The 22,616-nt window shown below is 71.6% G+C and carries 21 protein-coding genes, 1 tRNA gene and 1 rRNA gene; 14 read left to right on the top strand and 9 right to left on the bottom strand.

What is annotated here, in order from left to right; translation table 11 throughout:
• The first annotated feature begins 4 nt into the window (after window positions 1-4).
• Together rrf and H5V45_RS21455 are read left to right on the top strand one after the other, a co-directional pair.
• A 5S ribosomal RNA gene (gene rrf, locus H5V45_RS21460) occupies window positions 5-121 on the top strand.
• 86 nt (window positions 122-207) lie between these two features.
• Entirely contained in the window at window positions 208-1,197 is a 990-nt protein-coding gene (locus tag H5V45_RS21455; protein WP_185255107.1) for a tetratricopeptide repeat protein, read from the top strand.
• 3 nt (window positions 1,198-1,200) lie between these two features.
• On the opposite strand, the gene H5V45_RS21450 is transcribed toward H5V45_RS21455, so the two are convergent.
• Entirely contained in the window at window positions 1,201-1,722 is a 522-nt protein-coding gene (locus H5V45_RS21450) for a hypothetical protein (protein WP_185255106.1), read from the bottom strand.
• A gap of 147 nt (window positions 1,723-1,869) precedes the next feature.
• Here H5V45_RS21450 and H5V45_RS21445 point away from each other — a divergent pair, with 147 nt between their 5' ends.
• The 3 genes from H5V45_RS21445 (at window position 1,870) to H5V45_RS21435 (ending at window position 4,305) form a co-directional block, all read left to right on the top strand.
• The gene (locus H5V45_RS21445; RefSeq protein ID WP_185255105.1) at window positions 1,870-2,676 is read left to right on the top strand and encodes a PP2C family protein-serine/threonine phosphatase; all 807 of its coding nucleotides are present in this window, start codon (window positions 1,870-1,872) and stop codon (window positions 2,674-2,676) included.
• A gap of 19 nt (window positions 2,677-2,695) precedes the next feature.
• Entirely contained in the window at window positions 2,696-3,619 is a 924-nt protein-coding gene (locus tag H5V45_RS21440) for an alpha/beta fold hydrolase (protein ID WP_185255104.1), read from the top strand.
• 152 nt (window positions 3,620-3,771) lie between these two features.
• Window positions 3,772-4,305 carry a DUF3145 domain-containing protein gene (locus H5V45_RS21435; protein ID WP_185255103.1) on the top strand — a complete coding sequence of 178 codons (534 nt, stop codon included), beginning with the start codon at window positions 3,772-3,774 and terminating at the stop codon, window positions 4,303-4,305.
• 63 nt (window positions 4,306-4,368) lie between these two features.
• Here H5V45_RS21435 and H5V45_RS21430 read toward each other — a convergent pair whose 3' ends face one another.
• From H5V45_RS21430 to H5V45_RS21400, 7 genes are all read right to left on the bottom strand, one after another.
• Window positions 4,369-4,770: a hypothetical protein gene (locus H5V45_RS21430; protein ID WP_185255102.1), complete on the bottom strand. Its 402-nt coding sequence runs from the start codon at window positions 4,768-4,770 to the stop codon at window positions 4,369-4,371.
• 87 nt (window positions 4,771-4,857) lie between these two features.
• On the bottom strand, window positions 4,858-6,303 hold the full coding sequence (locus H5V45_RS21425) for an acyl-CoA carboxylase subunit beta (protein WP_185255101.1): 1,446 nt from the start codon (window positions 6,301-6,303) through the stop codon (window positions 4,858-4,860).
• Entirely contained in the window at window positions 6,300-7,568 is a 1,269-nt protein-coding gene (locus H5V45_RS21420; protein WP_185255100.1) for a beta-ketoacyl-[acyl-carrier-protein] synthase family protein, read from the bottom strand. Before H5V45_RS21420 ends, H5V45_RS21425 begins: the two co-directional genes overlap by 4 nt.
• Before the next feature lie 123 nt (window positions 7,569-7,691).
• Window positions 7,692-7,937 carry an acyl carrier protein gene (locus tag H5V45_RS21415; RefSeq protein WP_185255099.1) on the bottom strand — a complete coding sequence of 82 codons (246 nt, stop codon included), beginning with the start codon at window positions 7,935-7,937 and terminating at the stop codon, window positions 7,692-7,694.
• 73 nt (window positions 7,938-8,010) lie between these two features.
• Entirely contained in the window at window positions 8,011-9,012 is a 1,002-nt protein-coding gene (locus tag H5V45_RS21410) for a beta-ketoacyl-ACP synthase III (protein WP_185255098.1), read from the bottom strand.
• Window positions 9,012-10,196, bottom strand: a complete 1,185-nt coding sequence (locus H5V45_RS21405) for an acyltransferase domain-containing protein (protein ID WP_185255097.1) — start codon at window positions 10,194-10,196, stop codon at window positions 9,012-9,014. The genes H5V45_RS21410 and H5V45_RS21405 overlap by 1 nt, the downstream gene beginning before the upstream one ends.
• 91 nt (window positions 10,197-10,287) lie before the next feature.
• Window positions 10,288-11,487 carry a PucR family transcriptional regulator gene (locus tag H5V45_RS21400; RefSeq protein WP_343061682.1) on the bottom strand — a complete coding sequence of 400 codons (1,200 nt, stop codon included), beginning with the start codon at window positions 11,485-11,487 and terminating at the stop codon, window positions 10,288-10,290.
• Between the two features lie 145 nt (window positions 11,488-11,632).
• Between H5V45_RS21400 and H5V45_RS21395 the strand changes: the two genes are divergently transcribed.
• Entirely contained in the window at window positions 11,633-12,583 is a 951-nt protein-coding gene (locus H5V45_RS21395) for an alpha/beta hydrolase (protein WP_185255096.1), read from the top strand.
• Window positions 12,584-12,761: 178 nt separating this feature from the next.
• On the opposite strand, the gene aceE is transcribed toward H5V45_RS21395, so the two are convergent.
• A complete protein-coding gene (aceE, locus tag H5V45_RS21390) occupies window positions 12,762-15,509 on the bottom strand; it encodes a pyruvate dehydrogenase (acetyl-transferring), homodimeric type (RefSeq protein WP_343061684.1) in 2,748 nt (915 codons plus the stop codon).
• 279 nt (window positions 15,510-15,788) lie between these two features.
• On the opposite strand from aceE, the gene H5V45_RS21385 reads away from it, so the two are divergent.
• The 8 genes from H5V45_RS21385 to H5V45_RS21350 all read left to right on the top strand — a co-directional run bounded on the left by H5V45_RS21385 (window position 15,789) and on the right by H5V45_RS21350 (window position 22,581).
• Window positions 15,789-16,232, top strand: coding sequence for a DUF3052 family protein (locus H5V45_RS21385; protein ID WP_185255094.1), 444 nt, complete (start codon window positions 15,789-15,791; stop codon window positions 16,230-16,232).
• Window positions 16,233-16,253: 21 nt separating this feature from the next.
• Window positions 16,254-17,873: an AMP-binding protein gene (locus H5V45_RS21380; RefSeq protein WP_185255093.1), complete on the top strand. Its 1,620-nt coding sequence runs from the start codon at window positions 16,254-16,256 to the stop codon at window positions 17,871-17,873.
• Window positions 17,874-17,942: 69 nt separating this feature from the next.
• Window positions 17,943-18,407 (top strand): peroxiredoxin, encoded by a 465-nt coding sequence (locus H5V45_RS21375; protein ID WP_185255092.1) that lies wholly within the window; start codon window positions 17,943-17,945, stop codon window positions 18,405-18,407.
• Window positions 18,408-18,665: 258 nt separating this feature from the next.
• Window positions 18,666-18,737: transfer RNA gene (locus H5V45_RS21370), tRNA-Val, on the top strand.
• Window positions 18,738-18,840: 103 nt separating this feature from the next.
• On the top strand, window positions 18,841-19,104 hold the full coding sequence (locus tag H5V45_RS21365) for a hypothetical protein (protein WP_185255091.1): 264 nt from the start codon (window positions 18,841-18,843) through the stop codon (window positions 19,102-19,104).
• A complete protein-coding gene (locus tag H5V45_RS21360) occupies window positions 19,104-20,483 on the top strand; it encodes a DUF4331 domain-containing protein (protein WP_185255090.1) in 1,380 nt (459 codons plus the stop codon). The genes H5V45_RS21365 and H5V45_RS21360 overlap by 1 nt, the downstream gene beginning before the upstream one ends.
• Complete coding sequence (locus H5V45_RS21355; RefSeq protein ID WP_185255089.1) at window positions 20,480-20,878, top strand: hypothetical protein; 399 nt, start codon at window positions 20,480-20,482, stop codon at window positions 20,876-20,878. Before H5V45_RS21360 ends, H5V45_RS21355 begins: the two co-directional genes overlap by 4 nt.
• Before the next feature lie 140 nt (window positions 20,879-21,018).
• The gene (locus tag H5V45_RS21350; protein ID WP_185255088.1) at window positions 21,019-22,581 is read left to right on the top strand and encodes an AMP-binding protein; all 1,563 of its coding nucleotides are present in this window, start codon (window positions 21,019-21,021) and stop codon (window positions 22,579-22,581) included.
• The last annotated feature ends 35 nt before the right edge of the window (window positions 22,582-22,616 follow it).

Raw genomic sequence — 22,616 nt, 5'->3', positions numbered from 1 at the left:
GAGTTACGGCGGCCATAGCGAAAGGGAAACACCCGGTCCCATCCCGAACCCGGAAGTTAAGCCTTTCAGCGCCGATGGTACTGCAACCGCAAGGTTGTGGGAGAGTAGGACGCCGCCGGACATACACTTCGTAGAGGCCACCGCAAGGTGGCCTCTACGCTATTTACGCCCCGTTCGGGGCAACGCAGCAGCGAGAGGTGAACAGCCGTGGCCGAAGAGCGTGGCAACCAGCGTCCAGCACGCGGCGGTGGGCGGCCCTCGGGGCCCCGTCGCAGCGACTCGTCCTCGAGCGGCAGGGGTGGCAGCGGGTCCGGCAGCAGCCGTGACGCCCGCCCCAGCCGCGGCGGCGACCGCGATCGCCCCGAGCGGTCCGACCGCTCCCGCTCGACCGGCGACCGTCCCGGCCGCAGCTCCTCCGGCGACCGTCCCGGCCGCAGCTCCTCCGGCGACCGTCCCGGCCGCAAGGGCGACTGGAAGCGTCCGGTCGACAAGCAGCTCTCCCGCACCGAGTCCCAGGCACAGTACGACGGCCCGGACCTGCCCGAGGAGATCACCGGCAAGGAGCTCGACCGCTCGGTGACCGGCCAGCTCAAGGGCCTGCCCGAGAAGCTCGCCGCCCGCGTCGCCCGTCACCTGGCCGCGGCCGGCATGCTCGTCGACTCCGACCCGGAGACGGCCTACCAGCACACGTTGGCCGCCCGTGCCCGGGCGTCCCGGATCGCCGTGGTCCGCGAGGCCACCGGCGAGGCGGCGTACGCCGCCGGCCACTACGCCGAGGCGCTCTCGGAGCTGCGCGCCGCGAAGCGGATGAATGGTGCCACGGAGTACCTCCCCATCATGGCGGACTGCCACCGTGCCCTCGGCAACCCCGAGCAGGCGCTGAAGCTGGCCAAGAGCCCGTCGGTCGCGAACTTCGCCCCGGAGGCCAAGGCCGAGATGACGCTGGTCGAGGCCGGAGCCCGTCGCGACATGGGCCAGCTCGACGCCTCCCTGCGCACGCTCGAGCTCGCCCCGCTGATGAACAAGACGCGGGCGAACTGGGTGGTCCGGCTGCGCTACGCGTATGCCGACACCCTCGAGGCCGCGGGCCGGGAGACCGACGCCCTGATGTGGTTCCACCGCACCATGGCGATCGACAGCGACGAGATCACCGACGCCGCCGAGCGTGCGGAGAAGCTCGAGCAGACGCGCGAGTGACCGTCAGCGGGCCAGGACGGTCAGCTCGACCGGCCGTCCCGCCGGCTGGGTCGCGCGCTGGAGCGCGTCCCGGTAGGACACCCGCGGGGGGCTGATCGTCACGGAGCCGGCGGACTCGCCGGCGACCTGGAGGACCAGCTGGTCGCCGGGCCGCATCGTGGCGTCCGAAGCGGGCTCCAGGTCGGGGCAGAACGTCGTCGGCGTCGAGGTCACGTTGAGCGCCGACCCGTGGCACACGAGTGCGGCGACGGCCACCTCCGCCTCGCCGTCGTCGGCGACGTCGACGTCGCTGAGGTGCAGGGTGCGGTCCGCGTCGGCGGGCAGCCGGTAGACGCCGACGTACACCGCCACGCCGACCGGCGCCGTCGCCTGGACGGGGACCGTGGTGGTCTCGAGCGGCGCCGGGTGGGTCACGAACCAGACGCCCGCGGCGACGAGGAGCAGGACCGGGACGAGCGCGAGCGCCACCCAGGCCCGGGTCCTGCGGACCTCGAGACCGGGCGTCGGCAGCGCGGAGGTGGTCATGCTCGAGGGTAGGCCTCGACGGGGGACTGGTCTGGACGGTTGAACGGCGCCGCGCGGGGGAAGGGTCCCCGGTGCGGGAGGCACCACGGGTCTTGACCCGTTCCCGAGGAACGGGTTCTACTGCCAGTCAGTCGTGAGGAGACCACCATGCTCCGCTTCTCGGGTCGAGGCGTCAGTGACGTCGGCTTGGTGCGTCCGCACAACGAGGACGCCGCGTTCCTCGGTCCCTACGTCGCCCTGGTCGCCGACGGCGTCGGGGGAGCGGCCGCCGGCGAGGTCGCCTCCGCCACCACGGCGTACGCCGTCTCCGCGACCGCCCTCGCGCGCTTCGGCGACGACCCGGTCGAGATCATCCGGCGCGGCATCTCGCATGCCCGCACCAGCCTGCGGCTGGGCGTCCAGGAGGACCTGTCCCGCGCGGGCATGGCCACGACCCTCACGATGCTCGTGTGCGACGGCAGCCGCGTGCTGCTCGGGCACGTCGGCGACTCGCGCGCCTACCGGCTCCGCGACGGCCTGCTCACCCAGGTCTCGACCGACCACACCTACGTGCAGCACCTCGTCGACACGGGTCAGCTGCCCCGCGAGGGCGTCCGCTCCCACCCGTGGCGCAACGTCGTGATGCGCTCGCTCGACGGGAACCGTGACGCGGCTGAGGTGGAGGCCGACGTCGTCGACCTCGGGGCCCGCGTCGGCGACCGCTTCCTGCTCTGCAGCGACGGGCTCTCCGACCTGGTCGGAGACGCGGACATCGCGGAGGGCCTGCTGGTCGACGACCCGCACTCGGCGGCCGCCACGCTCACCCAGGCGGCGCTGGAGGCCGGCGGTCGCGACAACATCACCTGCCTGGTGCTCGACGTCGTCGACGGCCCGCTGGTCGTCGGGGACGGGCAGGTGCTCGGCGCGCTGTGGGACTTCGCCAACATCGTGGACCCCGCGGCCGTGCGCAGCTGAAGGTGCCACACTCGGCGCCATGAGCAACGTCAAGCGGCCCGCGCTGGAGGGGACGGTGGCCGTGCGCGGCAACCGGCGCCTGAGCTTCGCGGAGTACGGCGCGCCCCGCGGACCGGCCATCGTCTGGATGCACGGGACGCCCGGCGCGAGGCGCCAGATCCCCTTCGAGGCCCGCGCGCACGCCGAGCGCCACGGTCTCCGCATCATCGGCATCGACCGGCCCGGGATTGGGTCGTCGACGCCGTACCTCTACCCGAACGTGCTCGACTGGACGGCCGACCTCGAGATCCTGCTCGACACGCTGGGCGTCGACACGGCCCGCCTGATCGGGCTGTCCGGCGGCGGGCCCTACGTGCTCGCGGCCGGCGCGGCGCTCGCGGACCGGGTGCACGGCGTCGGCGTCCTCGGCGGCGTGGCGCCCACCCGGGGCGACGACGCGGCGGCCGGCGGCATCATCCAGCTCGCGGTGCACCTCGCGCCGCTGCTGGTCGTCGCGCGGGTGCCGCTCGGCGTGGCACTCACCCAGGCCATCCGCCTGGTGCGCCCGCTGGCCGGTCCCGGCCTGGACCTGTACGCCGCCGTGCAGCCGCCCGGGGACAAGAACCTGCTCGCGCGCCCGGAGTTCAAGGCGATGTTCCTCGACGACCTGCTCAACGGCAGCCGCTTCCAGACCTCGGCGCCGCTCAACGACCTGGTGCTCTTCACCCGGGACTGGGGCTTCCGCGCCGCGGACGTGCGCGTGCCGGTGCGGTGGTGGCACGGCGACGACGACCACATCGTGCCGTTCCGGCACGGCCAGCACCTGGTCGACCGGCTGCCCGACGCGACCATGACCGTCATCGACGGCGAGAGCCACCTCGGCGGGCTCGGGATCGCCCGGCAGGTCATCGACACCCTGATGGACCTCGGGCCGCGCAGGTCCGGCGTCGCGAGCGGCACCTGAGGGCCGCCGAAACTTTTCGCCGCGTGCCCCCGATTGCTGGTGCTCGGCCGCCCCATGGGCCACAATGGTCCTACAACTTACATACGTGTCACTCACGACATTCTTTCCGCTCCACTTCGAGACCGCTGGGGAAGGCGTATCTCGCGCCGGAGATGAAGGAGGTCACGGTGACCGCACGCACTGCCACCCGCACCGCGACGAGGGGCGTTCTCTACGTCCACTCAGCGCCTTCCGCGCTGTGCCCACACATCGAGTGGGCCGTCGGTGGTGTCCTCGGGGTGCCCGTGAGCCTCGACTGGACCCCGCAGGGGGCCCAGACCGGGACCTACCGCGCCGAGCTCTCCTGGTCCGGCGACGCCGGCTCCGCCGCCGCCGTGGCCTCCGCGCTGCGCGGCTGGAACCACCTGCGCTTCGAGATCACCGAGGAGCCCACGCCGTCGTCCGAGGGTGCGCGCTACTCCTACACGCCCGAGCTCGGCGTCTTCCACGCGGTCACGGGGCTCCACGGCGACATCCTGATCCCCGAGGACCGGCTCAAGGCCGCCGTGGTCAAGGCCGCGCTCGGCGACACGACGATCTTGGGCGAGATCGACAAGCTGCTCGGCAAGCCGTGGGACGACGAGCTGGAGACCTTCCGGCACGCCGGCGACGGCGCCCCGGTCCGCTGGCTGCACCAGGTCGTCTGAGCCGGGTCGTCTGAGCCGGGTCGTCCGAGCGGGCTCGTCCGACCCAGGTCGTCCCCGGGCGCGTCAGGCGCGGTGGAGGCGGAAGTACGACGGCTTGAACCACACCTGGTGGTCCTCGCTGCCGTTGTACCAGTTGAGCTTGGCCTTGATCGTGAACTTCCCGGGCCGGGTGTTCGAGCGGCAGATGCGGAACACGCCGTGGTCGCGGCGGTCCTCGGACTCCGAGCTGAAGACGCCGGAGGCGAGGCGGCGGCCGCGCGGGCCGATCAGGTAGGTCTCGAGCGTCCAGTCGTTCGTCGGTGCCTTGATCACGAATCGGTAGCGGTAGTCGTGGCAGCTGGGCTTCAGGACGCGGTCCCGTGCGGCGGTCTTGCCGTACTCGGCGGTGCTCGCGGACGCGGGCACCGCGGGGACGACGGACAGGGCGGCACCGAGCAGTGCGGCGGCCAGGGCAGTGCGTGACATCGTGTCCCTCCCAGAACGTGTGACGGACGTCATGAGAGGTTCAACGGGGCTGAGGCCGGACGGTTACGGTCCGGCCGTGGCCCCGCCTCAGAGCGGGATGTTGCCGTGCATGCCGCGCCGGACCCCGCCGGTCTGCACGGCGTCGTCGATGGCGCGGGCGATCGTCGAGCGGGTGGCCTGGGGGGTGACGATCTCGTCGACGACCCCGATCTCGACGGCCTTCTCCACACCGCCGGCGATGCGCTCGTGCTCGGCGGCCAGCTCGGCCTCCACCTGGGGGCGGATGTCCGGGGCGACCTCGGCCAGCTTGCGCCGGTGCAGCACGCGGATCGCGGCGACCGCACCCATGACGGCGACCTCGGCACCCGGCCAGGCGAACACCTTGGTGGCGCCGAGCGAGCGGGCGTTCATGGCGATGTAGGCGCCGCCGTACGTCTTGCGCGTGACCAGGGTGACGCGGGGGACGACGCACTCGCCGAACGCGTGCAGCAGCTTGGCGCCGCGGCGGACGACACCGTCCCACTCCTGGCCGACGCCGGGCAGGTAGCCCGGCACGTCCACGAGCACGATGAGCGGCACGCCGAACGCGTCGCACATCCGCACGAAGCGGGACGCCTTCTCCGCGGAGAGCGAGTCCAGGCAGCCGCCGAGGCGCAGCGGGTTGTTGGCGACGACCCCCACGGTCCGGCCGCCGAAGCGCCCCAGGGCCGTGACGATGTTGGGCGCCCACCGGGCGTGGAGCTCCTGGGCGGTGCCCTCGTCGAGGACGGACTCCACCAGCGGGTGCACGTCGTACGCACGCTTCTTGGACTCGGGGAGCATCGCGGAGAGGTCGCGGTCCTCGACGTCGTCGACGACCAGGCTGCCCTGGGAGCCGAGCAGGGAGGCCACGATCCGGGCGCGGTCGAGGGCCTCGCGCTCGGACTCGGTGAGGATGTGGACGACGCCGGAGCGGCGTCCGTGTGGCTCGGGGCCGCCCAGGCGCAGCATGTCGACGTCCTCGCCGGTCACCGAGCGGACCACGTCGGGTCCGGTGACGAAGATCCGGCCCTCGGGGCCGAGGATGACGACGTCGGTCAGGGCGGGGCCGTACGCCGCGCCGCCGGCGGCCGGGCCCAGCACCACGGAGACCTGCGGGATCTTGCCGGAGGCCTGGGTCATCACGTGGAAGATCCGACCGACGGCGTGGAGGCTGAGGACGCCCTCGGCCAGCCGGGCGCCGCCGGAGTGCCAGAGCCCGATGATCGGGATGCCGTCGGTCATCGCGCGGTGGTAGGCGTCGACGACGACACGGCAGCCGACGTCGCCCATCGCGCCGCCCATGACGGTGGCGTCCGAGCAGAAGGCGACCACGCGGGTGCCGTCCACGAGCCCGACGGCGGCGAGCATCCCCGAGTCGTCGTCGGGGGTGATGAGCTCCATGGAGCCCTCGTCGAGCAGGGCACGGAGCCGGTGGACCGGGTTGCGGGGGTCCTCCTCGCGGGGCAGCTTGGCCGGCTTCGCCGGGCCCGGGGCAGGCTGCGCCGTGGTCATCGGAACGACCCGAACGCGACGGCGACGTTGGCGCCACCGAAGCCGAAGGAGTTGTTCAGCGCGGCGATGTCGCCGTCCGGCAGCTGGCGGGCCTTCGTGGCGATGTCGAGCTCGACCTGCGGGTCGAGGTCGTCGAGGTTGATCGTGGGTGGCACGACGCGGTGGTGCAGGGCCAGGACGGTGGCGATCGCCTCGAGGGCGCCGGCCCCGCCGAGCAGGTGCCCGGTCATCGACTTGGTGCTGGTCACCACCACGTCGGAGGCGTGGGCGCCGAGCGTCGCGTGGATCATCAGGCCCTCGGCGATGTCGCCCTGGGGCGTCGACGTGGCGTGCGCGTTGATGTGCTTGATGTCCCCGGCGCCGATCTCCGACTCGGCCAGGCAGCGCAGGATGGCGCGGGCGCCACCGCGGCCCTGGGGGTCGGGCTGGGCGATGTCGTGGGAGTCGGCGGTGATGCCGGCCCCGAGCACCTCGGCGTAGATGCGGGCCCCGCGTGCCTGGGCGTGCTCGAGCGACTCGAGCACGAGGACGCCGGCTCCCTCGCCGAGGACGAAGCCGTCGCGGCCGGTGTCCCAGGGGCGCGACACGGTCGTGGGGTCGCCGCCGGCCTCGCCGCTGGCGGTCTTCGAGAGCGCCATCATGTTGGCGAACGCCGCCATCGGCAGCGGGTGGATCGCGGCCTCGGTGCCGCCGGCCACGACCACGTCGGCGCGGCCGAGGCGGATCTGGTCGATCGCGAGGGCGATGCCCTCGTTGCCCGAGGCGCAGGCGGAGACGGGGGTGTTCACGGCGGCGCGGGCGCCGACGTACAGGCTGATCTGCGCGGCCGGCGCGTTCGGCATGAGCATGGGGACGGCGAGGGGGGAGACCCGGCGCGGGCCCTTCTCCTTGAGCGCGTCGTAGTTGTCGAGCAGCGTGGTGACGCCGCCGATGCCGGACGCCATCGCGACGCCGACGCGGTCGCCGTCCAGCTCGCCCGCGGCCTGCGCCTGGTCGAGACCGGAGTCGGCCCAGGCCTCCATCGCGGCGACCAGGGCGAACTGGGAGGACCGGTCGAGGCGGCGGGCCTTGACGCGCTCGAGCACCTCGGTCGGCTCGACCGCGATCCGGCCGGCGATCCGGACCGGCATCTGCTCGGCCCACTCGTCGGTGAGGTACCGGACGCCGGAGCGACCGGCCACGAGGGCGTCCCAGGTGCTGGCGACGTCCCCGCCGACGGGGCTGGTGGTGCCCATGCCGGTGACCACGACTCTTGTGCGGCTCATGCTTGTCCTCGACTCCTGGTGCTCTGCGCCCGTGCGGCGCCGGCGGGGTGTCCCGCCGGCGCCGTCCGCGGCCGTGTCTGGTGCGCGTGCTGGTGCCCGGTCCGGAGGGACCGGGCGGGTGCGTCAGCCCTGGGCGCGCTCGATGAAGGCGACGGCGTCGCCGACGGTCTTGAGGTTCTTGACCTCGTCGTCGGGGATGGACACGCCGAACTTCTCCTCGGCGGCCACGACGACCTCGACCATGGACAGGGAGTCGACGTCGAGGTCGTCCACGAAGGACTTGTCGAGCTGCACGTCGTCGGCGTCGATGCCCGCGACCTCGTTGACGATGTCGGCGAGGTCGGCGCGGATCTCTTCGGTGGTGGCCATCAGGCGTTCCTTCTCTGTGGGTGTGTCGGTTGGTTGAGTACGGGGTGGTGCGGTTCGTGCGGGTGGTGCCGGCTCACGGGACGGTGACGACCTGCGCGGCGTACGCGAGGCCGGCGCCGAAGGCGACGAGGAGCGCGGTGTCGCCCGAGCGGGCGGTGCCCTCGTCGATCATCCGGTCGAGCGCGAGGGGGATCGAGGCCGCCGAGGTGTTGCCCATCTCGGCGATGTCGCGGGCGATCTGGACGCGCGCGGGCAGCTTCATCGAGCGCGCCATCGCGTCGATGATGCGCATGTTGGCCTGGTGCGGGACGAAGACGTCGAGCTCGTCGAGCGACACCCCCGCGCGGTCGAGCGCCTGCTGGCCGATCTTGGCCATCGCGAAGGACGCCCACCGGAAGACGGGGTTGCCCTGCATGACCAGGTGCGGCATCACCGGCTCGCCCGACGTGATGACGTCACGCCAGTCCTCGCGCTGCCGGATCAGGTCGAACTGCTCGCCGTCGGAGCCCCAGACGACCGGCCCGATGCCCGGGGTGTCGCTCGGTCCGACGACGGCGGCCCCCGCGCCGTCGGCGAAGATGAACGCCGTGCCGCGGTCGTGCAGGTCGAGGATGTCGGTCAGCCGCTCGACCCCGATGACCAGCACGTGGCCGGCGCTCCCGGCGCGGACGAAGTCGGAGGCCATGGCGATGCCGTGGCAGAAGCCGGCGCAGGCGGCGGAGATGTCGAACGCCGCGGCCTGGTCGGTGCCCAACTCGTGCGCGATGGCCGTGGCGATCGCCGGCGTCTGCAGCATGTGGCTGACGGTCGCGACGACCACGGTGTCGATCTGGTGGGCGTCGATGCCGGCGCGGTCGAGGGCCTTGCGGGCCGCGGCGACCGACATCATCTGCACCGACTCCTCGGGACCGGCCCAGCGCCGCGACTTGATCCCGGAGCGCTGCTGGATCCACTCGTCGCTCGAGTCGATCGCGTCAACGACCTCGGAGTTCGGGACCACGCGGGTGGGGCGGTAGGAGCCGACGCCGAGGATCGCGGCGTGCGGCGAGCCCTGCGAGGTCTGGAGGGCGACCATCAGTTGGCTCCCTCGGGGTGGAGGCGGACGAGGGGCTGGCCGGGGGAGACCAGGTCGCCGTCCTCGACGAGCCACTCGACGATCTGGCCGCCGTGCGTAGCCACGACCCGGGTGCGGTCGCGGGTGCTGGCGACGTCGCCGATGGTGGCGCCGGCCGGCAGCACGTCGAGCTCCACGGCCTCGCTGGAGAGGTGGAACGTGCCCTTGTTCGGGCTCACGACCATCCGCCAGGTGGGGGAGGAGTCCATGTGCGAGTACTCGCCGTGCTTGGCGCAGAACGCCCGAGCGTCGTCGAGCTGGTCGGGCGTCTTGAGCGCGAACGTATCGACGCCCTTGAGCGCCCGCTTCGCGATCCCGGTGAGAGTGCCCGCCGGCGGCATCTCCAGGATGCCGGTGACACCGAGGTCGGCCATCGTGTCGAGGCACAGGTCCCATCGGACCGGGCTGGCGATCTGGCCGACCAGGCGGCGCAGGACCTCCTGGCCGTCGTGGACGACCTGGCCGTCGCGGTTCGAGATCAGGGCCGTGCGCGGGTCGTGCGTCGAGACCGAGCGGGCGAGCGCACCGAGATGGCCGACGGCCGGCTCCATGTGTTCGGTGTGGAAGGCACCGGCGACGCTCAGCGGCATCAGCCGGGCCTTGGCGGGCGGCGCCGCGGCCAAGGCCGCGAGCTGCTCGGTGGTGCCGGCTGCGACGATCTGGCCGGGGCCGTTGTCGTTGGCGGCGGTCAGCCCGTGGGACGCCAGGGCGGCGAGGACCTCGTCGCGGTCACCGCCGAGGACGGCGGTCATGCCGGTGGGGGTGGTCGCGGCGGCCTCGGCCATCGCGTTGCCGCGCTCACGGACCAGCACCATCGCCTGCTCGGCGGTGATCACGCGGGCACCGGCGGCGGCGGTCAGCTCGCCGACGCTGTGGCCGGCGACCGCACCGACCTGGGCGAACGCGTCGGCCGGGTGCGGGAAGAGCTCGAGGGCGGCGACCAGGCCGGTCGCGACCAGCAGCGGCTGGGCGATCCGGGTGTCGCGGATGGCGTCCGCGTCGGCCTCGGTGCCGTAGTGGACGAGGTCGAGGCCGGCGACGGTGGAGAGCCACTCGAAGCGCGAGCGGAAGGTCCGGTCCTCGAGCCAGGGCTGGAGGAAGCCGGGAGTCTGGGCTCCCTGACCGGGAGCGACGATGACGAGCACGAGGTCAACTGTGCCGGGAACGCGCCGCCGGTTCGCCTCTGGCGCGCACGAATCTGGGTCGGTGTTCTTTGTAGGAAACCTACAAGTCCGTTCAGGAGCGCGCGTCGTCGCCGCGGCCGGACTGGCGGCCCAGGACGAGGGCGATCTCGAGGGTGAACCGGTCGCGGGCGTCCGTCGGGGCGTAGCCCGTCAGGTCGCCCACCTGGCGCAGCCGGTAGCGCACGGTGTTGGGGTGCACGAACAGCGCCCGGGACGTCGCCTCGAGGGACGACCCGTGGTGGAAGTAGGCCGCCAGCGTCTCGATCAGCGTGCCGCGGGCCTGCACGAGCGGGAGGTAGATCTCGTCGACCAGGTGGCGGCGCGCGTGCCCGTCACCCGCCAGCGCCCGCTCGGGCAGCAGCTCCGCACTGCGGACCGGGCGCGGTGCCTCGGGCCACCCGGTGGCGGAGCGGTGGGCGGACAGCGCGGCCCGGGCCGATACGTGCGCCCGCGTGAGGTCCTCGGCGACCGGGCCGACGACGACCGGGCCGTCCCCGAACCGGTCGACGACCGCCTGCGCGGCGGTCCGCGAGTCGGTGACGCCGCCGAGCAGCACGACGAGGCGTTCCCCCTGGACGGCGCAGAGGGCGTCCATGCCCGCGGCGCGCGCGGTGCGGCGTACCTCGTCGAAGACGTCGGTCTCGGTCCGGCGGGCCGGGACGGAGCCGAGCACGACGACGACGTCGCCGCGGGCCGCCCAGCCGAGCGCGCTGGCGCGGGAGAGCAGCGCCTCGTCGGCCTCGGAGCGCAGCACGGCGTCGACGACCAGGGCCTCGAGCCGGGCGTCCCAGGCGCCGCGGACCTCCGCGGCCCGGGCGTAGACCTCGGCCGTGGCGAACGCGACCTCGCGGGCGTAGCGCAGCACGGCGCCGTGGACGTCGGGGGCGTCGTCGGGGTGGACCAGCGTGTCGACGTCGCTCTCGACGACCTCGATCGAGAGCCGCACGAGGTCGACGGTCTGCTGCAGCGTGATGACGCCGGCCAGGGCGCGGGGCGCGGCGCCGAAGACGGAGGACGCGAGGGCGGTGTTCTCGGAGGGCCGGTCGCCGCCCTGGGTGTACCAGTCCACGAAACCCCGGATGCCCGCCTGGACGATCAGGCCGACCCACGACCGGTCCTCGGCGCTGAGCTCGCGGAACCACGGCATGTCCGCCTCCATGCGGGCCATCGCGGTGGTGCTGAGGGCCCCCGTCGAGCGCTGGAGGGCGTCCGCCGCGCGCTGGCGCGGGCGGGTGGCGGGTCGGCGGGGCACGAGGCCACGCTAGTGGAGGGGCCCGCGCGCCACCAGAATGGACAAATCCCCAGTAAATAAAGGGAATCGCCCTCCCCAATTGCGGGTACGTCTGGTTGAATCCGAGCCCTAGACGCCCCGTTTCCGGGGTTTTCAGGAGGCACCGTTGTCCGGCACGCCCCACGAGGTGCAGTACCTCACGCTCCATGGTCACCGACGCGCCTACGTGAAGGTCGGGCAGGGTCCCGTCCTCCTGCTGCTCCACGGGCTCGGGTGCGACCACACGACGTGGGAGCCGGTCATCGACTCGCTGGCCCGTCGCTACACGGTCATCGCGCCCGACCTCCTCGGTCACGGCCAGTCGGCCAAGCCCCGCGCGGACTACAGCGTGGGCGGCTACGCCAACGGCATGCGCGACCTCCTGACGGTGCTGGGCATCGACAAGGTCACGGTCATCGGCCACAGCTTCGGCGGCGGGGTGGCGATGCAGTTCGCCTACCAGTTCCCCGAGCGCACCGAGCGGCTGATGCTGGTCGCCTCCGGCGGCCTCGGCCCCGAGGTCTCGCCCGCCATCCGCGCCGTGACGACCCCCGGCTTCCACCAGGTCATGGGCGTGCTCACGCTGCCCGGCGTACGCCACGTCGGCATGGCCGGCATGCGCGCGCTCTCACGCACCTCGTGGAAGTCGACGCGCGACCTCGACGAGGTCGCCGAGATCTACGACTCGTTCAAGGACCCCGCCGCCCGGCACGCCATCCGCCACGTCGTGCGGGCCGTCGTCGACTGGCGCGGCCAGATCGTCACGATGGCCGACCGCGCCTACCTGACCCAGGAGATGCCCATGGGCGTCATCTGGGGCCGCGACGACAAGGTCATCCCCGTGCGGCACGCGAGCAACGCCGCGGCCCTGGCTGCCGACGCCCGCATCGAGGTGATCCCGAACGCCGGGCACTTCCCGCACAAGGACCACCCGCACCGGTTCGCCAAGATCGTCCACGAGTTCGTCCGGACGACCCAGCCGGCGACGTACAGCCGGGCGCGCTTCCGCTCGCTGCTGAGGTCCGGTCAGGTCGGCAGCGGCCCCACCGCGACGGTCACGAGCATCACCAGCGCCTGAGACGACGACGAAGGGCCCGCACCTCGATGGTGCGGGCCCTTCGGCGTTGCGGGGGGTGCCGGCTGCCAACTTCCCCGGATATCCGGGGAAGTTGGCACTTTCCGGGTGTTGCAACACCCGATAAGTGCGGGTTTCCCCGGATATCCGGGGATTCCTGCGCCTGCTGTGACAGGTGGGACTACGCGTCCCCACCCTCCTGCTTGCGTCCGGCGACGGCGGTGGGGTCGTCGATGCGGTAGGTCGCGAAGGCCTTCTCGACCTGGTCGCGGCCGATGGTGCCGGCGTCTGCCAGGGCCTGGAGGGTCTGGACGACGACCGACTCGGCGTCGATCTGGAAGAACCGGCGCGCGGCGGGGCGGGTGTCGGCGAAGCCGAACCCGTCGGCACCGAGCACGCGGTAGTCGCCGGGGACCCAGCGCGCGATCTGCAGCGGGACGGCCCGCATGTAGTCCGAGACCGCCACGACCGGGCCCTCGACGTCGGCCAGCTTGTCGGCGACGTACGCCGTCCGCGGGTTCTCGCCGGGGTGGTTGAGGTTCCAGTGCTCGGCCGACACAGCGTCGCGGGCCAGCTCGTTCCACGAGGTGACCGACCAGGTGTCGGACTGCACGCCCCAGTCCTCGGCGAGGATCCTGGCGGCCTCCTTGATCCACGGGAAGGCCACGCCGGAGGCGAGCAGCTGGACGCGCGGGCCCTCGCCGTCGGCGGTCGAGACGCGGTGGATGCCCTTGAGGATCCCCTCGACGTCGACGCCCTCGGGCTCGGCGGGCTGCTCGACCGGCTCGTTGTAGACCGTGATGTAGAAGATCACGCTCTCGCCGTCGGGGTCGGCCTCGGTGCTGCCGTACATCCGCTCGAGCCCGGACCGCATCACGTGCGCGACCTCGTAGGCGAACGCGGGGTCGTAGTGCACGACCGCCGGGTTCGTCGCCGCGAGCAGCGGGGAGTGGCCGTCGGCGTGCTGGAGGCCCTCGCCGGTCAGCGTCGTCCGGCCGGCCGTGGCGCCGATGAGGAAGCCGCGGGCCAACTGGTCGGCCATCGCCCAGATCGAGTCGCCGGTGCGCTGGAACCCGAACATCGAGTAGAAGATGTAGAACGGGATCATGTGCTCGCCGTGCGTGGAGTACGCCGAGCCCGCCGCGGTCGCCGAGGCCATCGCGCCGGCCTCCGAGATGCCCTCGTGGAGCATCTGGCCCTGGGCGGACTCCTTGTAGGACAGCAACATATTGCGGTCGACCGACTCGTACTGCTGGCCGGACGGGTTGTAGACCTTGGCGCTCGGGAACATCGAGTCCATGCCGAACGTGCGGTACTCGTCCGGCGCGATCGGGACGATGCGCTGCCCGATCTCCGGGTCCTTCATCCAGTCGCGCAGCAGCCGGACCGCCGCCATGGTCGTGGCGACCTTGTTCTTGGCGTTGCCCTGCTTGAGCTCGGCGTAGACCTTGTCGCCGGGCAGTTTGAGCGCCTTGGCTCGCACGACGCGGCGCGGGACCGAGCCGCCGAGCGCCGCACGGCGCTCGAGCATGTACTGGATCTCGGGGGAGTCCTTGCCGGGGTGGAAGAACGGCGCGGCGCCGGTCTCCTCGTAGGCACGCTCGAGGTCGCGGTCCGACAGCGGGAGGTAGAGGCGGTCCCGGAACTTCTTGAGGTCGTCCTGGGTCAGCTTCTTCATCTGGTGCGTGGCGTTCTTGCCCTCGAGGGCGTCGATCGTCCAGCCCTTGATGGTCTTGGCCAGGATCACCGTCGGCTGGCCGACGTGCTTGGTCGCGGCGTCGAACGCGGCGTACACCTTGCGGTAGTCGTGCCCGCCGCGGGGGAGCTTCACGATCTGCTGGTCGCTCATGTGCTCGACCATCTTGCGCAGCCGCGGGTCGCCGCCGAAGAAGTTCTCCCGGATGTAGTCGCCCTTCTCCGTGGAGTAGGTCTGGAAGGCGCCGTCGGGGGTGGTGTTCATCTTGTTGACGAGCACGCCGTCGACGTCGTGGGCGAGCAGGGTGTCCCACTCGCGGCCCCAGACGACCTTGATGACGTTCCAGCCGGCACCGCGGAAGTTGGCCTCGAGCTCCTGGATGATCTTGCCGTTGCCGGTGACCGGTCCGTCGAGCTGCTGGAGGTTGCAGTTGATGACCCAGGTGAGGTTGTCGAGCTCCTCGCGCGCGGCGATCCGGATGGCGCCCAGCGACTCGGGCTCGGCCATCTCACCGTCGCCGAGGAACGCCCACACGTGCTGGTCGTTCGTGTCCTTGATGCCGCGGTTGGACAGGTAGCGGTTGAACCGGGCCTGGTAGATCGAGTTGAGGCCGGTGAGCCCCATCGAGACCGTCGGGAACTCCCAGAACTCCGGCATCAGCCGGGGGTGGGGGTACGACGGCAGGCCGCGGCCCACGCCGTGCTGGACCTCCTGGCGGAAGCGGTAGAGCTGCTCCTCGTTCAGGCGGCCCTCGAGGAAGGCGCGGGCGTAGATGCCCGGCGAGCCGTGCCCCTGGATGTAGATCTGGTCGCCGCCGCCGGGGGCGTCCTTGCCGCGGAAGAAGTGGTTGAAGCCGACCTCGTAGAGGCTCGCCGAGGACTGGTACGTCGCGATGTGCCCGCCGACCTCGAGGCCCTTGCGGTTCGCGCTCGACACCATGACGGCGGCGTTCCAGCGGATGAACGCACGGATCCGGCGCTCGGCCTCCTCGTCGCCGGGGAACCACGGCTCGCGCTCGGGAGGGATCGTGTTGATGTAGTCGGTGCTGCGCAGCGCGGGCACGCCGACCTGCATCTCGCGGGCGCGCTCGAGCAGGCGGAGCATCACGTAACGGGCCCGCTCGCGACCGCGCTCACCGACGAGCGAGTCGAACGAGTCGATCCAGTCGTTGGTCTCGTCCGGGTCGATGTCGGGCAGCTGGGTGGGCAGCCCCTCGTGGATCACCGACGCGATCGACCCCGATCGGGGGCTCGTCGTGGTGTCCGAGGTGGTGCCTGAAGGGGAGGATGAGTCTTCGGTCACCGTGTCATCGTTGCACGCGCGTGGATCCTGCGAAATTTACCCATCGGTAGTCTCAGGGGCGGTGGATCGGCCCCGTCCGGGGGCTCCGCGGGACCCGAAGTCGCAGGTCGCGCGGTGGACACGGGTTGCGCCACCGCCGCAACTCCGGTGGACTACCTCCACCTTGCCGCCCGGGAACGGGCGGCTGACCTTGAGCGACCGGAGGATTCAGTGAGTTCGACCGCGGGTGGCGGGTCCACCCAGACAGACGGAGCCACGCAGGGCCCGGCCGAGAGGCTCGGCTTCAAGCCCGGCATGGTCATCCAGGAACTGGGCTGGGACAACGACACCGACGACGACCTCCGGGTCGCGATCGAGGACGCGGTCGACGCCGACCTCGTCGACAGCGACTACGGCAACGTCGTGGACGCCGTGCTGCTCTGGTGGCGCGACGAGGACGGCGACCTGGTCGACGGGCTCGTGGACTCGCTGACCGACCTCGTGGGCGGCGGCCAGATCTGGCTGCTGACGCCGAAGGTCGGCCGGCCCAACAGCGTCGACCCGGCCGACATCGCCGAGGCCGCCCCGATCGCCGGACTGTCGCAGACGACCACGGCCGCAGTGAGCAAGGACTGGTCGGCCACCCGGCTGGTCGCCCCGAAGACGCCCGCCTGATCCTCCAGCCCTAGGACACACGTGCTCCGATCCGCCCTCGGCCGCGCTGCCGCGACCGGCACCAGCCTCAAGGTCCTCACCGAGTCCGGGATCATCCGGCCCTACAGCCCCGCGGCGCTCCTGGGGATCGCCCGCACGATCCGGCGGTGGGGGACCGGCCCGGCCGGCGGCTTCGCGGCCCTGGCGGTCCGCGCGCCCGACCAGGTGGGGCTGATCGACGAGATCGGGTCGCTGACGTACGGCGAGATGCACCGCCGCTCGAACGCGCTGGCCCGCGCGCTGGCCGAGCAGGGCGTCGAGGAGGGCGACTCGGTCGCCCTGATGTGCCGCAACCACCGGGGCTTCGTCGACGCGACCGTCGCGGTCGCCAAGCTCGGCGCGGACATCCTCTACCTCAACACCGCCTTCGCCGGCCCGCAGCTCGTCGACGTGCTGGAGCGCGAGAAGCCGACCGTCGTCATCCACGACGAGGAGTTCACCGAGCTGCTCGCCAAGGCCGACGTCGCCCAGCGGGTCGTCGCCTGGCACGACGAGGACGTCGACGTCCCGACGATCCAGTCGCTCATCGACTCCCAGGACGACGGCGACCTCGACCCGCCGGACCACCACGCGCGGATCGTGATCCTCACCTCCGGGACGACCGGCACCCCCAAGGGCGCGCCCCGCAACGAGGCCGGCATCGACGCCGCGGTCTCGCTGCTGTCGCGGATGCCGCTGAAGTACGGCTGGCGCACGCACATCGCCGCTCCGCTCTTCCACACGTGGGGCTTCGCGCACCTGGCCATGGCCATGCTGCTCGGCTCCACCGTGGTGCTCCGACGCAAGTTCGACCCCGAGGGCTGTCTCGAGGCCGTGCAGTCCGAGAAGTGCGACTCGCTCGCGGTGATCCCGGTGATGCTGCAGCGGATCATGGCGCTGGAGGAGAAGACGCTGGCGTCGTACGACCTCCCGCAGCTGAAGGTGGTCGCGGCCTCCGGGTCGGCGCTGCCCGGCGACCTGGCGCTGGACTGGATGAACCACTTCGGCGACAACCTCTACAACATCTACGGCTCCACCGAGGTCGCCTACGCCTCGATCGCCAACCCCGTCGACCTGCGCGAGGCGCCGTCCTCGGCCGGCAAGCCGCCGTGGGCGACCGTCGTGAAGATCTACGACGAGGACGGCAAGGAGGTCGGGCACGGTGACGCCGGCCGGATCTTCGTCGGCAACAGCCTGCTCTTCGAGGGCTACACCGGCGGCGGCCACAAGGACATGATCGACGGCCTGATGTCGACCGGCGACGTCGGCCGCTTCGGCGACGACGGCCGGTTGTACGTCGAGGGGCGCGACGACGAGATGATCGTCTCCGGCGGGGAGAACGTCTTCCCCAAGGAGGTCGAGGACTGCCTGGCCCGCCACGAGGCGGTCGGCGAGGTCGCCGCGATCGGCGTCGACGACGACGACTACGGCAAGCGCCTCAAGGCCTTCGTCTCGCTCAAGAGCGGCCAGGACGTCAGCGAGGACGACCTCAAGGGCTGGGTGAAGCAGAACCTCGCCCGCTACAAGGTGCCGCGCGAGATCGTCTTCCTCGACGAGCTGCCCCGCAACGCGACCGGCAAGGTGCTCAAGCGCGAGCTCGCGAAGGACCCCGACGAGGACTGACCCACGGCACGTCGGCGGTGGCCGGGCCGGTGCGGCGGTGTCCGCGGCTGGTGCGAGGATGTGTCCACCATGGATGGACTCACCATCGGGGGACCGGCCCCGGACTTCTGCCTGCGCGACCAGTTCGGCCAGGACGTCACGCTCTCGTCGTACCGCGACAAGAAGGCCGTCGCGATCTTCTTCTACCCCTTCGCGTTCTCCGGCGTGTGCACGGGCGAGATGGCGGGGATCCGCGACCGGCTCGCGGAGTTCATGACCTTCGAGACCGAGGTGCTCGCGATCTCGTGCGACCCGGTCTACGCGCTGCGGACCTTCGCCGACCAGGACGGGCTGAACTTCCCCCTGCTCTCGGACTTCTGGCCGCACGGCGAGGTGTCGCGCGCGTTCGACGTCTTCGACGAGCAGAAGGGCTGCCCGCGGCGCTCGTCGTACGTCATCGACAAGGCCGGCACGGTGCGCTGGGCGGTACACAACGCGATGCCCGAGGGCCGCGACCTCGACGAGCACCTCGACCAGCTGCTCGCGCTCTCCTGACGCCGGCCGGCGACCTCGTCAAGGGGTCGCGCGCACTGGTCCAGCGTCATGGTCTGGACCGGAACCGCGGTTTTTCCACAACTTTCCGGACAAGGGGCGACAACGATCCGGGGACCGTTCTAACGTGGATCTCGTCGAACCGCTGGTGACCCGAGACGCCAGCGGTTCGACTCATTTCTGCCCGAGGGCGCCGTCCGTGGCGAGTTGCCGGACGCCGCGCCGGCTCGCGTAGTCTGTGCCCGCTCCGCGCCGGAGCCCGGGCGTATAGCTCAGCGGTAGAGCCCCTCGCTTACAACGAGGTGGTCGGGGGTTCGATCCCCTCTGCGCCCACCCGAGATCTTCTGCCCCCGGTCCCATCCGTCCGGCCACCGGCTCCGAACGCCTTGTGGCGCGGCTCACATGGAGGCGCGCACCCCTTCACACGGAGGCATGGATGAGCGACACCAGCAGGAGAAAGTTCATCGCCGTGGCCGGCGCAGGCGCGGCCGCAGGAACGGTGGCGCTGACCACCGGCTCCGCCGGCGCGGCCGAGGCGGCCGGCGCACGTCCGAGCGCGACGAGCGCCAAGGAGACCGTGGTCGCCTACGTCAAGGACCACCGCTCCAGCGAGCTGCGTCTCATGGTCGGCGAGCGCGAGGTCGTCGTGCACGACCGCGACCTCGTCACCCGCATCCTCAACGCGGCAGGGGGTCGCTGATGTCCTCGCACCGCGAAGCACCGGAGATCTCCAAGGACCCGGTCGCCGACAACACCGACACCTACGCGTTCGTCAGCCCGGACAAGCCGGACACGGTCACGCTCGTGGCCAACTTCATCCCGCTGCAGCAGCCGGACGGCGGCCCGAACTTCTACGAGTTCGGCGACGACGTGCGCTACGAGATCCACGTGGCCAACAAAGGCACGGGCGAGGCGGACATCACCTACCGCTTCAAGTTCCACACCCGGATCCGAAACGCGAAGACGTTCCTCTACAACACCGGCCAGATCAAGAACATCTCGGACGAGACCTGGAACCGCCCGCAGTACTACACCGTCAGCGTCGTCCGGAACGGCAAGGAGCGGACACTCGCCCGCAACCTGCCCGTCCCGCCGGTGAACGTCGGCAAGCGGAGCACGCCTGACTACAAGACGCTCTCCAACCAGGCGATCCACAAGATCGGCAACGGTCGCAAGGTCTTCGCCGGGCAGCGCGCCGACGCCTTCCACGTCGACCTCGGCAGCATCTTCGACCTGGGGGCGCTGCGCCCCTTCAACGAGGCGCACCTGATCTCCATGCCGAACATGGGCGGCGTCAACGCGGTGCAGTCCTACAACGTGCACACGATCGCGATCCAGGTGCCGATCAAGCAGCTCACGCGGGACCGCTCGCGGCCGAAGGACCCGATGGCCGAGAAGGCCGTCATCGGCGTCTGGGCCTCGGCGAGCCGGCGCAAGTCGCGGATCTTCGACCAGGAGTCGGGCTCCTACAAGGGCCACGGCCCCTGGGAGCAGGTCGGTCGCCTGGGCAACCCGCTGTTCAACGAGGTCATCGTCCCGATGGCCGAGAAGGACACGTGGAACGCCCGCCGGCCGCACGGTGACCGCCGCTACGAGAAGTACGTCAACAAGCCGGAGCTCCAGGGCCTGCTGCCCGTGCTCTACCCCGGCGTGTTCCCGAAGCTCGCGGCGTACGACAAGCCGCGTGCCGACCTCAACGCGATCCTGCTCACCGGCATCCCGGCCGGGATCGTCCCGGGCTTCCAGAACTACACCGGACCCGTGAAGTCGGACATGCTGCGGCTCAACGTCGCGATCCCGCCGTCGGACAAGCCCAAGAACCTCGGCCTCGTCGCCGGGGACGCCGCGGGCTTCCCGAACGGTCGCCGGATCCGCGACGACGTCGTGACGATCGAGCTCCGGGCGATCGCGGGCCTCACGATCCCGCTGGTGGACCCGTCGTACCAGCCGGACGACGCCGCCAGCGCCGTCACGGACGGGACGAAGAACACCAACGCGGCCGTGACCGGGAAGTTCCCCTACCTCGGTCTCCCCGGCGGGGGCTACCAGACCGAGCCCGGCACCACGAAGGCGTCGTGACCACCGCCGCGCAGGTCGAGAACCCGTACGCCGGGCAGGGCTCCGTCCTGCTCGACATCGGGGGCGACGTCGGCGCGCTGGTCGTCACCATGCCGGTCGAGATGGAGGGCGTCGAGGTCGAGATCAAGCCCGAGGGAGCCGACTTCGGGCCGGAGCACGACCACGCGCACAACCACTCGCACGACCACGGGCACTCTCACGACCACGGACACGCACACGGGTCGCCGCACCCGCACGTGGCCGTGGTCAACCGTCCCGTCGGTGGGCAGCAGGTGCCGTCGCTGGTGTTCCCCGAGCTCGTGGAGGGGTCCTACGACCTCTACGTCAAGGAGACGCGCGACATCCACCTGACCGTCGCCGTGCGCGGCGGGGAGGTCGCCACCGCGACCTGGTGAGCGTCGTACGCCGCGGCCCCGGTCGACCCTCGGGTCGGTCGGGGCCGCGGTGCGTGCGCCTGCGTCGGGCGCGACCGACGAAGCGGCAACGGGGGCTCACTACAGTGGTGGTCGTCACAGTCCTGCGCCCAGGAGGTCCCGTGCTCGTCCCGTTCAGCGTCTCCGACTTCATCGACCGTGCCGTGCAGGTCTACGGCGCCCGGACCGGCGTGGTGGACGAGCCGGACCAGCCGGCCGCGCCCCTGGGCGGGGGTGAGCTGACCTACGCCGAGATCGGCGCCCTCGCGCGCCGGCAGGCCGCCCGGCTCGACGAGCTCGGCATCGGCTTCGGCGACCGCGTGGCCGTGGTCAGCCACAACAGCGCCCGCCTGCTGACGGCGTTCTTCGGCGTCGCCGGCTTCGGGCGGGTGCTGGTGCCGGTGAACTTCCGGCTCCGGCCCGACGAGGTGAAGTACATCGTCGAGCACTCCGGGGCGCGGGTCCTGATCATCGACCCCGAGCTCGACGAGGTGCTCAAGGACGTCACCGCCGAGCACCGCTTCGTGATCGGCGCGGACGAGGACCTCTACGCGGCCGCCCCCGAGGACGGCGGCGCCGAGCCGGAGCCCTGGACCCCCGACGAGAACGCCACCGCCTGCATCAACTACACCTCCGGCACGACCGCCCGCCCCAAGGGCGTGCAGATCACCCACCGCAACATCTGGGTCAACGCGGTCACCTTCGCGATGCACACCGCGGTCACCGACCGCGACGTCTACCTCCACACGCTGCCGATGTTCCACGCGAACGGCTGGGGGATGCCGTTCGCCATGACCGGCCTGGGCGTCAAGCAGGTCGTGATCCGCAAGATCGACGGCGCCGAGATCCTGCGCCGGGTGCGCGACCACGGGGTCACCGTGATGTGCGCCGCGCCCGCGGTCGCCGCCGCCGTCCTCGAGGCCGCGCAGTCCTGGGAGGGCGAGATCCCGGGCCGCGACCGGGTCCGGATCATCATGGCCGGCGCCCCGCCGCCCACGAAGACCGTCGCGCGGGTCGAGGAGGAGCTGGGCTGGGAGTTCATCCAGATCTACGGGCTCACCGAGACCTCGCCGCTGCTGACGATCAACCGGGGCCGGGCCGAGTGGGACGACCTCGACCCGCTCGAGCGCGCGACGCTGCTGACCCGGGCGGGCGCCCCGGCCCTCGGCGTACGCCTCACGACCTCGGAGGACGAGGAGAACGCCGGCGAGGTGCTGGCCCGCTCCAACGTCGTGCTGGAGGGGTACTGGGAGCAGCCCGAGGAGTCGTCGCGGGCGCTGCGGGACGGCTGGTTCCACACCGGCGACGGCGGCGTGATCGGCGACGACGGCTACCTCACGATCAGCGACCGCAAGAAGGACGTGATCATCACCGGAGGTGAGAACGTCTCCTCCATCGAGGTCGAGGACGTGCTGTTCTCGCACCCGGCGGTGGCCGAGGTGGCGGTGATCGGCGTCCCCAGCGAGAAGTGGGGCGAGACGATCAAGGCGCTCGTGGTGCTCGAGAAGGGCCAGGAGGCCACCGAGGCCGACCTGATCGCGTGGTGCAAGGACAAGGCCGCGGGCTACAAGGCGCCGACGTCGATCGAGTTCCGCGACGAGCTCGCCCGCACCGCGACCGGGAAGCTGCAGAAGTTCAAGCTGCGGGCGCCGTACTGGGAGGGCCGCGAGCGGCAGGTGAACTGACCCTGATCGCCGAGTCGGCGCGTCTGCAGACGCAG

It is taken from the genome of Nocardioides luti, from assembly GCF_014212315.1.
Classification (GTDB): domain Bacteria; phylum Actinomycetota; class Actinomycetes; order Propionibacteriales; family Nocardioidaceae; genus Nocardioides; species Nocardioides luti.
The sequence above is the reverse complement of the archived record's forward strand: the minus strand, read 5'-3'. Positions and strand labels throughout refer to the sequence as shown.